The organism is Acinetobacter sp. S40 (genome assembly GCF_016624705.1).
Lineage (GTDB): Bacteria > Pseudomonadota > Gammaproteobacteria > Pseudomonadales > Moraxellaceae > Acinetobacter.
In genome coordinates this window covers 85,032-97,862 of the sequence record NZ_JACVTU010000011.1, presented here as the reverse complement: position 1 = coordinate 97,862, position 12,831 = coordinate 85,032, and the positions used below count along the sequence as shown (strand labels likewise).

Annotated in this window: 18 protein-coding genes; 4 read left to right on the top strand and 14 right to left on the bottom strand. The window is 38.6% G+C overall.

Features of this window, described 5'->3' with window-relative positions; translation table 11 throughout:
- Positions 1–90: 90 nt before the first annotated feature.
- From IAE19_RS13010 to rplM, 9 genes are all read right to left on the bottom strand, one after another.
- Positions 91–507, bottom strand: a complete 417-nt coding sequence (locus tag IAE19_RS13010) for a roadblock/LC7 domain-containing protein (protein ID WP_200461344.1) — start codon at positions 505–507, stop codon at positions 91–93.
- A gap of 22 nt (positions 508–529) precedes the next feature.
- Complete coding sequence (locus IAE19_RS13005) at positions 530–1,072, bottom strand: GTP-binding protein (RefSeq protein WP_200461343.1); 543 nt, start codon at positions 1,070–1,072, stop codon at positions 530–532.
- 9 nt (positions 1,073–1,081) lie between these two features.
- Positions 1,082–2,044, bottom strand: coding sequence for a hypothetical protein (locus IAE19_RS13000; RefSeq protein ID WP_200461342.1), 963 nt, complete (start codon positions 2,042–2,044; stop codon positions 1,082–1,084).
- An 80-nt stretch (positions 2,045–2,124) separates the two neighbouring features.
- A complete protein-coding gene (locus IAE19_RS12995; RefSeq protein ID WP_200461341.1) occupies positions 2,125–2,484 on the bottom strand; it encodes a roadblock/LC7 domain-containing protein in 360 nt (119 codons plus the stop codon).
- Between the two features lie 411 nt (positions 2,485–2,895).
- Entirely contained in the window at positions 2,896–3,558 is a 663-nt protein-coding gene (locus IAE19_RS12990) for a hypothetical protein (RefSeq protein ID WP_200461340.1), read from the bottom strand.
- A 16-nt stretch (positions 3,559–3,574) separates the two neighbouring features.
- On the bottom strand, positions 3,575–4,009 hold the full coding sequence (locus IAE19_RS12985) for a ClpXP protease specificity-enhancing factor (protein WP_200461339.1): 435 nt from the start codon (positions 4,007–4,009) through the stop codon (positions 3,575–3,577).
- A gap of 11 nt (positions 4,010–4,020) precedes the next feature.
- On the bottom strand, positions 4,021–4,671 hold the full coding sequence (locus IAE19_RS12980) for a glutathione S-transferase N-terminal domain-containing protein (RefSeq protein WP_200461338.1): 651 nt from the start codon (positions 4,669–4,671) through the stop codon (positions 4,021–4,023).
- 227 nt (positions 4,672–4,898) lie between these two features.
- Positions 4,899–5,285 carry a 30S ribosomal protein S9 gene (gene rpsI, locus IAE19_RS12975; protein WP_120368518.1) on the bottom strand — a complete coding sequence of 129 codons (387 nt, stop codon included), beginning with the start codon at positions 5,283–5,285 and terminating at the stop codon, positions 4,899–4,901.
- Between the two features lie 12 nt (positions 5,286–5,297).
- Positions 5,298–5,726: a 50S ribosomal protein L13 gene (rplM, locus tag IAE19_RS12970; RefSeq protein WP_200461337.1), complete on the bottom strand. Its 429-nt coding sequence runs from the start codon at positions 5,724–5,726 to the stop codon at positions 5,298–5,300.
- A 182-nt stretch (positions 5,727–5,908) separates the two neighbouring features.
- Here rplM and pdxA point away from each other — a divergent pair, with 182 nt between their 5' ends.
- Genes pdxA through IAE19_RS12955 form a run of 3 tightly spaced genes read left to right on the top strand, consistent with a single transcriptional unit; the run spans position 5,909 to position 8,561 of the window.
- Positions 5,909–6,880, top strand: coding sequence for a 4-hydroxythreonine-4-phosphate dehydrogenase PdxA (pdxA, locus tag IAE19_RS12965; RefSeq protein ID WP_200461336.1), 972 nt, complete (start codon positions 5,909–5,911; stop codon positions 6,878–6,880).
- 23 nt (positions 6,881–6,903) lie between these two features.
- Positions 6,904–7,716 (top strand): 16S rRNA (adenine(1518)-N(6)/adenine(1519)-N(6))-dimethyltransferase RsmA, encoded by an 813-nt coding sequence (gene rsmA, locus IAE19_RS12960; RefSeq protein ID WP_200461335.1) that lies wholly within the window; start codon positions 6,904–6,906, stop codon positions 7,714–7,716.
- A 5-nt stretch (positions 7,717–7,721) separates the two neighbouring features.
- The gene (locus tag IAE19_RS12955; protein WP_200461334.1) at positions 7,722–8,561 is read left to right on the top strand and encodes a symmetrical bis(5'-nucleosyl)-tetraphosphatase; all 840 of its coding nucleotides are present in this window, start codon (positions 7,722–7,724) and stop codon (positions 8,559–8,561) included.
- 53 nt (positions 8,562–8,614) lie between these two features.
- Here the strand turns inward: IAE19_RS12955 and IAE19_RS12950 are convergent, their stop codons facing one another.
- The 5 genes from IAE19_RS12950 to IAE19_RS16655 all read right to left on the bottom strand — a co-directional run bounded on the left by IAE19_RS12950 (position 8,615) and on the right by IAE19_RS16655 (position 11,835).
- On the bottom strand, positions 8,615–9,061 hold the full coding sequence (locus tag IAE19_RS12950) for a DUF2147 domain-containing protein (RefSeq protein WP_200461333.1): 447 nt from the start codon (positions 9,059–9,061) through the stop codon (positions 8,615–8,617).
- A 121-nt stretch (positions 9,062–9,182) separates the two neighbouring features.
- Positions 9,183–9,851, bottom strand: a complete 669-nt coding sequence (locus tag IAE19_RS12945; RefSeq protein WP_200461332.1) for an LrgB family protein — start codon at positions 9,849–9,851, stop codon at positions 9,183–9,185.
- A 12-nt stretch (positions 9,852–9,863) separates the two neighbouring features.
- A complete protein-coding gene (locus IAE19_RS12940; RefSeq protein ID WP_200461331.1) occupies positions 9,864–10,235 on the bottom strand; it encodes a hypothetical protein in 372 nt (123 codons plus the stop codon).
- A gap of 44 nt (positions 10,236–10,279) precedes the next feature.
- On the bottom strand, positions 10,280–11,614 hold the full coding sequence (gene hflX, locus IAE19_RS12935; protein WP_200461330.1) for a ribosome rescue GTPase HflX: 1,335 nt from the start codon (positions 11,612–11,614) through the stop codon (positions 10,280–10,282).
- A gap of 83 nt (positions 11,615–11,697) precedes the next feature.
- On the bottom strand, positions 11,698–11,835 hold the full coding sequence (locus tag IAE19_RS16655; RefSeq protein ID WP_227612260.1) for a hypothetical protein: 138 nt from the start codon (positions 11,833–11,835) through the stop codon (positions 11,698–11,700).
- A 170-nt stretch (positions 11,836–12,005) separates the two neighbouring features.
- Between IAE19_RS16655 and IAE19_RS12925 the strand changes: the two genes are divergently transcribed.
- Entirely contained in the window at positions 12,006–12,815 is an 810-nt protein-coding gene (locus tag IAE19_RS12925) for a lysophospholipid acyltransferase family protein (RefSeq protein ID WP_200461329.1), read from the top strand.
- Positions 12,816–12,831 lie beyond the last annotated feature (16 nt).

The window sequence follows — 12,831 nt, the reverse complement described above, 5'->3', positions numbered from 1 at the left end:
TGCTGAAATAAAGATAAAAATAAGTTAACGCCTAAACACTCGATAACTCATCAACAAGTGATTTGTTAACGCTATAAATTTTAATTAAATTTAGTTAACATGACTTATGATATTCTGGCTGGCCTTTTTTAAACTAAATAAAAGTTGGCCAAGTAAAACATCTTTACTACTCAATGTTACGATTACCATAGGATGCTTATCGGCTGGTACTGAAGTTAGAATTGCTTTTCCATTTTCAGCATCCAAAGTGATGCTCTGACAGCCTGTCAGCTGAATTTCTTTAAGAAAGGCACCGACCATTGCCAAAATAGAACTGCTAACTGCAGCTAATTTACTGGCATTATAATGATTTTTTTTTGTAATCGTTGCTAGCTCAAAACCATCCGTTGAACAAAGCATAATAAAATCTATTCCACGAACATTATTAATAATATCCTGAACTTCATTCTTTGCGTGTTGAATAAGCTCAGGAGATGCAATTCTTCGCTGTTCTTTTAAAGCAAACATGGCGGCTACCTCAAAATTAATTTTAGGATGTCAGGTTGTAATTTACTTCCAATGCTGTAATAAGTGATTCAATCATAAGTAAGATATGGTCAGGTTGACGCGCATCAATAAAAAATAACGGATATGAATATTGATTTTCCTTTAGCCAGTCCCGATAGATCGAAAGGGATTTTTCTTTATTTTGATCAACGTGAGTGATTCCTATCGCTATATTATGACTGTGTGCCTTAAATGTTTTTAAATAAGTATCCAGTTCTTGCAGGGGTGTCTCGATAGAGTGATCAATCAGTAAAATAATTCCTATAGCACCCTCACAAATAACTGACCAGATAAAATCAAAGCGAGTTTGTCCAGGAGTACCATATAATCCGATCTTTACGCCATCTTCTAGCGTAATTTCACCATAATCAATCCCTACAGTTGTCTGAAGCTTTTCATGGGCCTCTTGGTCTGTATTAAACGCTTCCGTAGCTAGCACAGGGATTTCGGACAGTGATTTTATTGCTTCAGTTTTACCAGCTCCCATGCTTCCAGCAAATACAATTTTATATTGTTGTAGAATCATATGCTTATCCTATAATCCAAAACGGCGACGTAGCTTACCGAAAAATTTATTTAAAAAGCCTTGGTTTTCATCATCTTGTATATCTGAGTTGTGTGAAAATTTACTTTGTGCAGCCAGAATCACCTCACCATTACCAGCTGCAATACAGGCCGCTATAAATTGTTTAACTATCTGGATTGGTAGATTTAGTTGTTTCGCTATTTGGCTAAGTTGGGCGCCTTGTATAAAGCATGCGCTCAGTTGCAAGACGGTTTTACGATTTTGAGTACTAAATGGTTGTGGCCAATATTTGGTTTGATAAAACTGGATATCATCTGCAAGGGTATTTAGTTCAGGAGAATTCCAAACAAGATTCCAAAGCCAGTCTTGAAGTTGATATTCGGCTTTACGCGAGACTTTGACAAAATCAGCAGTCATTGCAAAATCATATTGAAAACTATGGTTTGTTCGGGTCTTGATTCGAGTAGGTTCTAACCATGCAATTTTACTGCGTGTATCAATGATCGCTAGAGTTCCATGATCATCAAACAAATGTAAACGTGCATTTTCAGGATTAAGCATTTTCCTAAAAATGGTTGGATCTAATGGAGAGGGTGCTTGATTATTTAAATTTGTTTTATATTCTTCATAATTGGATAAATAGTTTAGTAATTTTAAATTTACCCATTGCTTTAAAGGTTCAATTTTATTATTAAAAGGTAAGTATAGGGTATTATTATTTATACTTCCTGATAAATCATGATCTTTCACTATTTTTAAAAATGGAAAATTTTTATTTTCTAAAATCTTTTGAATGCTTTGGGTCTCAAAAAAAGATTCATTGATTATAAGTAAATCAATATTGGGGTCAGCAACATTTATCCAGTTAATACCATATTGGTCTGGAATAGCATTTCTTAACTCCATTTTTAATTCATCTGAACTTTTTAATCCTAAGCCAGAAATTGCAATATTAATGCAGTGCCCATTCATATTATCTTTTGTATCTCAACAGTGGACAGTACAAGAGAAACAGCCCTTTATAAATTTAGTTCATAAAGGGCAATTTTGGCTTAAGCAAAATCAAGTTCTTTTTCAAAAGTCTTAAGCTCATGACGTGCCATCGCTAAATTAGATTTTGCGCGGTCAAGAACCAAGTACAAAAAGATATTGCTATTGCTCTCTAATGGGCGAATAAGGTGGTATTGCTTGCCCAATGTGATCAGGATATCCTCAATTTCATCATTGAGCTTGAGTGAGTTGGCAACGCGACGTTTAGCACGTATAACTTCTGTATTTCCTGCTGCTGCAAGTTCTAAATCAATATTTCCCCCACCTTGAGTGGCAAGCGCTAATCCGCTTTCTGAGTCGACTAGAGCCGCTGCATTGAAACCATCAATACCCGTTAATCCATCAAGTGATAATTTAGCCATGTGTATACCTATTTATTAAGCCATGATTATTTATACTTTCTACTATTCTTTGATTTATATCTGGAATGAAATAGTAGGTGTTTTTTTATTATTAGAAAATGGCTGAATTAAAGCAATAGTTTATAAAATATAAAAAATGAATATGAATTATTGATTTGATTATACTGGTCATATTAAATTCAAAAAAATGTATTTTTTAATGCATATCGATAATTCTAATGTGATATTAATCTCATTAAAATTGATCAAAAAAGTCAGAATTACAAATGTAACAAAATATTTTTCAATAATTTTATTGTTAAATTTAAATATAATAAACGTTATTATGTGACATTATTTGTTAGTTTCTATTGTGTAAATAAAATAAGAGAGCAAGTCCTCTCTTATTTTAAATAATGTTTTTAATTTAACTTAATGAGTTAAGCCGGTATATTGGCAATAAAGAAAAATTAAAATTACGAACGCGATTACTGGCGCAATGATTTTAGACCAACCGGGAATATGGGGTTCGGGTACTTCAATAGACGAGTGGTGATCTGTATCAATGTGAGGGTGGGCTGTATTTACCATTAGATTAAACTCCTTCATGGTTTCATCTAATGATATCTCTTCTGTTCTCTGAGGTTTAGACCCTACCAGCTCAGTAAGCTGATTTGTTGACCAAACCCAATCATCCGCTTGTCCTGATAAATGCTCTACTTGCCCAGTCAATAGCTCTCTAAGCCCATTTTGACCAAAATTTCCCGTGTCATCGAGTTGTTTAATCTCGGTAAATTGAAGTGCCAAAATCTCCATTAAAGCAGTTTCTAGTTCTTTGGCTGGTAATTCTGATTGATTATTTGAAGAGGTAACCAGATGGCGGGCAATACCTTGTAAATATAAGGGATCAATTTTATGAATTTCTTGGTAAAGTTTACTTTCATCTTCACGCCAGAGCTGAATAATTTTTCCCAAAGCTAATACATTAAGTTCAAAAATATAATGGTTACGCTTTTCACGGGGGTGGGATGAAAATAGCTGAGGCTTTTGAATTGCAGTCTGCTCAGCAAAATAATGTACTAAATCAAAAGCCATCGGATACTCCGTAAATCTAATCTAATAATCGTAAACTTGGTTTTTTCTTAGGTGTTTCTGATTCAACTTTGTCTTGAGTATTTGATTTTAAAGTATCTTCTGTAGTTTGCGCATTGGCATATTCGTCAGGATCGAAGAATAATCCTTGTCCATTTTCACGAGCATAAATACCCATTAAGGCTGAAATGGGGACATAAATATCACGAGCCACGCCACCAAAGCGAGCTGAAAAACTAATCGCATCGTTGCTCATTTGAAATTGATGAACCGCATGAGGCGCAATATTTAGAACAATTTGTCCATCTTTCACGAACTGTTCTGGAACAGAAGTATAAGGTTGGGTGGCATCAACCATTAAATAAGGCGTAAGCTGGTTATCACAGATCCATTCATAAATTGCACGTGCCATATAGGGGCGGGTAGGACTTACATCTATTTCATGATTTGACATGATGGACTCACTTAACGATTTACTAAAGTACTATAACGCGTTTTTTCCTGTTGTGTCATGGATTTAACAAAAGCAGGACGACTAAATACACGATTACAATAGAGTAACAAAGGGCGGGATTGTTGGGCTGATAGTTCAATTCCCATAGTTTGTAATCTGAGAAACATGGGGGCAATCATACAATCAAGAATCCCAAAATTTTCTGCCATAAAATAGGGGAAATGTTGAAATAAGGGAGTAAGGGAAATTAAAGTATCTCGGAATTGTTTTTGTGTTCTAATTTTTTGTTCGACATTCAGTGTATCTGCATGTTTTAGCATGATATCCGCTTGTTTAAACCAGTCTTGTTCAAATCGCCAGATATATTGGCGTTGTTCAGCACGTGTACTAGGTGCATCCGCATATAGCTTATTTTGTCGATATCGATCATCGATATACTCTGAAATAATCGCGGTTGAAAATAGTTTTAAATCATTTTCCAGTAACATGGGAAGCTGATTATAGGGATTTAAACTGGCAAGGTCTTCGTCTTCATGATCCACTAGAATCAAATGATATTTTATTTGTTTTTCCGCCAGCAAAAATCGAATCCAGTGTGAGCGAAAATCATCTGCATGACTATAAAGCGTAATTCCTTGAAGCGATGCATTTTCGACAGACATATCTCAAAAAACTAAAAAACTGAATGTAGTAGGATACTAAAATTACATCTAAAAAGATAATACCCTGTTTAATAAGTTTGGGTGCTTTGCATTTATAAATTTTAAGTATAGGGGCCGTCTCTTTATTCAAAAAAAGCTTAAAGCTATATCTGTATTATGAAATATAAAATAAATTTTTTAAAAGAAAACCCCGGAAAATCCGGGGTTTTGTCCAATCCGAAAACGTATTAACGTTTAGAGAACTGAGGACGTTTACGTGCTTTACGTAAACCAAGTTTTTTACGTTCAACTTCACGAGCATCACGAGTTACGAAGCCAGCTTGACGAAGAACTGGTTTTAAAGTCTCGTCAGATGCGATCAAGGCACGAGTAATACCGTGACGGATAGCACCAGCTTGACCACCAATACCACCACCTTTAACAGTGATGTAAAGGTCGTATTTTCCAGTTGCTTCTAACAACTCAAGCGGTTGACGAACAACCATTTGAGCAGTTTCACGTCCGAAATATTGCTCTAAAGTGCGGTTGTTGATAACGAGTTTACCAGTACCTGCTGATAAGAAAACACGTGCAGTTGCGGTCTTACGGCGACCTGTACCATAATTAGTTGCCATGTGCTTTATCCCTTAGATGTCCAAAACTTGTGGCTGTTGAGCAGTATGAGGATGCTCGCTACCAGCATACACTTTCATCTTCTTGATCATTGCATAACCAAGAGGACCTTTTGGCAACATGCCTTTAACAGCGCGTTGGAAGATTTCTTCAGGTTTGTGAGCAACTAATTTTTCGAAATTAGTTTCTTTTAAACCGCCTGGGTATTCAGTGTGGCGATAGTATTTTTTATCAAGCGCTTTGTTACCAGTCACTTGAACTTGTTCAGCATTGATCACAACGATGTAGTCACCAGTGTCAACGTGAGGAGTATAAGAAGTCTTGTGCTTACCGCGTAAACGACGAGCGATTTCAGTCGCGAGACGACCTAAAGTTTTGCCAGAAGCATCAACAACGTACCAGTCGTGTTGTACTTCAGCAGGCTTAGCGCTGAGAGTTTTCATTACTACTACCTATTATAGTTGGTTTGAACGGTGGAATCTGTCCAAACAAAAGGAGACGATATTCTAAACGAATCTATCCAATTTCACAAGAAATAATCACTTCTAATCAGGATTATTTTAACCGCTCTAGTCTTAAAATTGCATATACTGCATAAGATGGAAACTAATACGAGTGGGATTCGATGGCACTTCCTTTATATATCACCAGCGGTGAGCCTGCGGGAATTGGCCCGGACATTTGTTTAACTTTAGCTGCGCGTGTGGATGAACGTCCAGTTGTTGTTCTGGTTGATAAAGATTTATTGCTGCAACGTGCCCGACAATTGGGAATAGACGTTGAATTGATCGAATATAAGGGACAGCCTGTTCCCAGTGAAAAAGGTCAGCTTTATATCGAACATGTTCCTTTACATGTAGAAGTGATTGCAGGTGAATTAAATCCCAAAAATTCAGCGTATGTCATCGAACAGCTTAGACGTTCTGCTGAATATGCCATGACTGCTAAAAGTGTGGGTGTAGCAACTGCCCCAGTACAAAAGTCTGTGATTAATGATGCAGGGATTGTTTTTAGTGGACATACAGAGTTTTATCAGGACTTCGCAGGTGTTGCTCGTGTGGTCATGATGTTAGCAACGAAAACGTTACGGGTGGCTTTGGTCACTACACATTTACCATTACGCGCTGTTGCTGATGCGATTACACCTGAGCGGCTACGTCAAGTGATTGATATTTTACTGCATGATTTACAAACCAAATTTAAAATTGAACAGCCACGGGTTTTAGTTTGTGGATTGAACCCTCATGCTGGGGAAGATGGTTATTTAGGTCGTGAAGAAATCGAGGTCATTAATCCTGTCCTTGAAAGTTACCGTCAACACGGCGTAAAAATGAGTTTAAGTCTACCTGCAGATACTTTATTTACCCCTGAACATTTAAAAGATGCTGATGCGGTTTTGGCGATGTATCACGATCAGGGTTTACCTGTGTTAAAATCACAGGGCTTTGGTGAAGCCATTAATATTACGCTGGGTTTACCTTTTATTCGTACCTCGGTCGATCATGGTACTGCACTGTCGTTAGCAGGCACCGGTATAGCTAAAAGTTCAAGTTTGCATGTTGCGGTTGATCTGGCGCTGGATCTGGCGCGTCAATAATTGATTTATGTTGGAACGTTTTTATGTATCAAATTAATGCCCTAAACCCTAAAGAAGAAGGGCATAAAGCTCGTAAACGTTTTGGTCAAAACTTTTTGCATGATCAGCGCGTGATTGCCAAAATTGTACGATCAGTTAATCCGCGTCCTGGTGAAAATATTGTGGAAATTGGGCCGGGTCTAGCGGCATTAACTTCACCACTGATTGGCGAGTGTGATGCACTTACTGTCGTAGAGCTGGATCGTGATTTGGCAGCGGGTTTGCCTGAGCGTGTGCCTTATCCAGAACGATTAACCATTGTAGAAGCAGATGCATTAAAATACGATTTTAGCCAATTAGCACAAGAAGGGCGTCCACTACGTGTTGTGGGTAATTTACCTTATAACATTTCGACTCCTTTACTTTTTCATCTTTTGGAATTTGGCGATAAAGTCAAAGACATGCACTTTATGCTGCAAAAAGAAGTAGTAGAACGGATTACGGCAGCCCCTAATACCAAAGAGTATGGTCGTTTGTCGGTGATGATTCAGTATTATTGTCAGCCTACTTTTTTATTTGAAGTCCCTGCAGGTGCATTTAATCCGCCGCCAAAAGTCACGAGCGCTGTATTCCGTTTAGTCCCGTATATCGAGAAACCGATTGTGGCTAAAGATGAAAAAGCATTATCTCGTCTGGTTTCCCATGTGTTTACTCAACGTCGAAAAACCTTGAGAAATAGTTTAAAGGGTATGCTCGGTGAAGATGGTTTTGTAAAAGCGGGCGTAGATCCAATGGCTCGTCCTGAAACCTTAACATTGACACAATTTGTCGCGTTGTCTGATTATATGGTCGGGTAGATGCTATGGCGAAACGTTATAATTATGTGATTGGGGATGTACAAGGCTGTTTTGAAGCTTTAAAAGCATTACTCAAGGAAATTCGTTTTGATCCAGATCAGGACGTAATCTGGTTTGCAGGCGATTTAGTGGCCCGAGGTGAAAACTCTGTAGGAACATTACGTTTTGTCAAAAAACTAGCAGAGCGCGGTGCGGCCCATACCGTTTTGGGCAATCATGACCTGACTTTAATTGCGGGTGCGCGTGGGTTGAAAAAAATTAAACCCAAAGACAATACTCAGCAAGTCATTGATGCCATTGATGGTGATGAATTAATCGATTGGTTGCGTCGTCAGCCTTTGTCGCTATTTCCAAATGAAGTTACAGTGTTGACTCATGCCGGCATTCCTTGCATCTGGAGTGCTGAAAAAACGGATCAATTGGCAAAAGAAGTTCAGGCTCAGATTGGAAGCGATGATTTAAATCAATTGGATGCATTTTTGGCAGTTATGTACGGTGAAGAACCAAGCTTATGGTCAGATGAATTAACTGGAATGGAGCGTTTACGCAGCATTACCAATTATTTAACACGTATGCGCCTGACCAATGCAGAGGGTCGTCTTGAGTTCAGTTTTAAAGATGAACTGACGGCTCCTATGCCTGAAGGCTTTCGTCCATGGTTTGAATTTGAGAGTTTAACCGCACAGACACATCAAATCGTATTTGGTCATTGGGCTGCTTTACAAGGTCGGACGATTAGCCCACATATTCAAAATGTCGATGGGGGAGCGGTGTGGGGCAATCAGCTCATTGCTTATCGCTTGGAAGATCAACAACTTTTTCAGGTTGATAATCCATTAATTTAAAAATGCAAAAAGTCACCGTTTGGTGACTTTTTATGATTGTGAATACGTTATTGTTATTCCTGACGGATCCAGATTTGGGTACGACCTAACGCTGAAACGCCAACATATCCCCGTAGTTGTAGACGTTTGCCATTTGGACTTAACTTGGCTTTCATGCTGTAAATCTTGCCACTTAAAGGATCAATAATTCTGCCGCCTTTGTAGTCAAAATTTTCATCATGCTGTAGCCCTGTTAAAACATCCATTCCTAAGATAGGTTTGTTGGTGTAAGGAGCCGGGCAATTTACGCACGTTTCTTTAGGCGTATAGCCTGGACGTGGCGTAACTTTAATAATTTTACCTGTATATGAACCGTTTGATTCTTTACGAATCTCAATAATTGCTTTGGATGAACCTGTTTTATCATCAATATTTTGCCAGATACCTGAAATGTCTTGTGCAAAAATCAGACTACTAAATCCAGACAATAATACCGCTGCTGCTAATTTTAGCTTTCGCATTGTTTAAATTCCTTTTTCTGCGTAACCAGATAGCTTTTTATGCCATAAAATGACAACTACTCCAATCTTAGGTGTAATTCTATCTGTATTCAATGCCTATTTTTGATTAATAAGTCACGGATTATTGGAGTGAAAGTATAAAAGTTGGCAGCCAGATTGCAGTGAATACGCCATTAATGGCCATGCCAAAGGCGGCATAACGCCCAGCAACGGCACCTCGTTGCCATGCCTGAGCGGTGCCAATCGCATGTGCTGCTAGACCTAAAGCCAGACCAGATGCACGTTCATCATTAATATGTCGTAATATTAATGGAGAGAATGCAGCTCCAATCACGCCAGATAATATGACGATTAAAGTCACTAAGGTTAATGGTGCATGTAATAAAGTTGCGATATTTAATGCAATTGGTGTGGTAACAGCGCGTGTGGCAAAGGCCAGAATCGTGGGTTCTGACATATGTAATAAATAAGCAAGTCCCATAGGTAGTGCAACCGCACTGGTACTGGCAAAAACAAGAATTCCAATCATCGATTTAAGAGGTAAATCGTCATAACGCATAGCCGCTAAAGGAATAGCAAGTGCGACCGTGACATAACCAAGTAAATGACTGAATAAATTATTTACAGCAGCCATATATTGTTCATATGGCATACCGACTATGGCCAAGATAGCCACCACGATGCACATACCAAATACCAGTAAAGGTACTTGCGGTAGACGTTTATTCAAAGGCTTAGCACAAAGATAGGCCACGAGAGTGATCAAAAAACCATAAAGAACTGTTAACATTTTTTGGTCATCCTAAAGCCAGTGTTTTGCCATTTTTGCGTAAATCCAGAGAGGAATCAGGGTGCTGATCACCAATACCAATAAAAATAAGGGAATTTCCTTCCCCATATGTACCAGCATCATCAGTGAACCCGCACAGATGGGTAAAAATGCAAACCCACTTTCTTTCATGATTTTATTATTGGTGTCGACGAGACGATTTGGAACTTTTTTAAATTTACGCCAGACAAATAGTACAATCAGAAGACTAATTAATCCTACCAAATTACCCAATTCAGGATGGTTAAATGCTCCCATAATCAGCACAGAACCTTCTCGAAATACAATAATCAGCGCAATGGTTGCGACCCATGCCAACCAGTCAATCTGTTTTAACCTGTCCATGCTGCTCATCTATTTATCATTTGAATAATCACGTTTTAACCGATCTAGGACTTGATTTCAAATTCTTCGAGTGGTCGTTTAAATTGGCTAGCGCGTTCACCCAGAATTTCGTCAAGTGGTAAATGCGCTTGACGAATCAGTTGTTCAAGTTTATGTGGTGCGATGCAAATATTTAAATGGAGATGGCCTTCGTCATCATAATGTTCACTTTGAATGACATTCAGTGCATAAAGTTGGGTACGTAATTTGCCATAAGCAGGTTTCAGGCAAAGCTCAAACTCTTGTAATTGACCCATTAAACATTCTTGTACTGCTTGTTTAAGTAATTCAAGTCCTTGTCCAGAATGCGCAGATACATAAACCCGATCGGGTAAATGCGGTTCAGCATAAATAATTTTTGGCTCATCACCACTTAGATCAATTTTGTTATATACCCTTAAAACGGGTGCATCTGCTCCAATTTCTTTTAGTACGCCTTCGACAGCTTCGATTTGTTCATGCATGTCGGGACTATGACTATCAATGACATGAAGTAAAAGCGTAGCTTCAAGGGTTTCTTCCAAGGTCGCTTTAAATGATTCGACCAAGTCATGTTGCAAGTCACGAACAAAACCTACAGTATCTGCGAGTACGACCGCACCAATTCCATCCCAGTCTAGACGACGTAATGTCGGATCCAGTGTCGCAAACAATTGGTCAGCAGCGTAAACATCACTATTGGCCAAGATATTAAACAAAGTGGATTTGCCGGCATTGGTATATCCGACCAAAGAAACTGTTGGAATCGCAGCCTTTTGCCGTGCTGCCCGGCCTTGTATACGAGTTTGTTGTACTTTGATCAGTTTATCTTTCAACTGAGTAATACGTACTTTAATTAAACGTCGATCGGTTTCAAGCTGAGTTTCACCTGGTCCTTTGAGTCCAATGCCACCTTTTTGTTGCTCAAAACCTGCTGCCCAACCGCGAATTAAGCGTGTAGATAAGTATTTGAGCTGTGCCAATTCGACTTGTAATTTACCTTCATGAGTACGAGCCCGTTGCGCAAAAATATCCAGAATCAATCCTGTGCGATCAATAACGCGACATTTCATGATTTTTTCGAGATTGCGTTCTTGCGCAGGCGATAATGAGTGATCAAAAATCACGAGTTCAGCATCTAAATCTTGGACGTGCTGCGCAATTTCTTCGGCTTTACCTGAGCCAATAAAAAACTTGGGGTCAGGTTTATTGCGTTGAACCGTTAAGTGTTCGAGTAAAGTGGCTCCTGCAGATTGGGCAAGCAGGCGAAACTCTTCAACATCCAGATCATCGAGCATGTTGACTGCTACACTGACCAAAATGACACGTTCCCTTTGTTGTACTTGCCCCGAATGTTCCACAGATGACTAAACTCGTTTAACTAAAATATCATGCTAAGATAACCCGAGCAGTCATTTGAATCTAGTTTTTATAGCCAAAATGACTAGATTAAACTGCTAAATGCCTGAGCAGTCAGAATCATGGCGCCCGTATATAAAATTGACCAGCCGATGATTTGACGTAAAATTGTTGCAATCGAACTGTTGGAATATTGATGTTGTTTCACTGGAGTGGCGTGCATGACATGGCTCCTTTGATCTTTAATTTCGATAATTAAATAATAGTCAATCGTAATAATAAATAGAAATTGAATTTTTAAATGTTCTTGTTCGGTTTTTATCATCAATGCAAGCAAATCCAGTTCAGTATAAAATGGGCCGAAATTGCTATTTTAACAACAATGATATTTTTATGACTCAATCTAATTCTGTATCTCAAACGCCCTTAAGTCCTGTAGAAAAAGTTTTTCTATATAGTAAGAAACTGGCGACTGGTCTGGGCGTGATTGGGGAGGGCTTTTATCTGGTCTATCGCCATGGTCTCTATAAAAATCCTAATAATCCACACAATACCCGTTATGTGCAGTATTTTTGTCGCCAATTATGCAAAGTTTTTAATATTGATGTTGAGGTACACGGTACTATTCCGCGCAATCCTGCATTATGGGTAAGTAATCATATTTCATGGCTTGATGTCGCAGTGTTAGGTTCTGGTGCGCGAGTTTTCTTTTTGGCTAAAGCTGAAATTGAAAATTGGCCTGTGTTGGGTAAATTGGCGAAAGGCGGTGGTACGTTATTTATTAAACGCGGTTCAGGCGATTCAGTGCGGATTCGTGAGCAAATTGCAGATTTTTTAAGAAAGGATATCCCGGTTTTATTTTTTCCCGAGGCCACAACGACGGATGGAAAAACCATTAAAAGGGTGCATGGACGTATTTTAGGGGCTGCGATAGAAGCACAACGTCCTGTACAAGTTTGTTTGATTTGCTATGTCAATCAACAGGGTGAATTAGATACTATTGCGCCATTTATTGGTGAAACTACTTTTGCAGAACATGTGCAGCAGGTATTGGAAATGCCTAAAGTTACAGCACATTTGCTGACTTTACCTGAAATTGAGGTACAGGGACATACGGTGACGAGTTTAACGGCCGAAGTTCAACAGAAAATGGAGCAAGGTTTAAAAGAGTTGCATGCGAGAGTACTGACTCTTAAAGCATAAATAAATTGCTTACTTA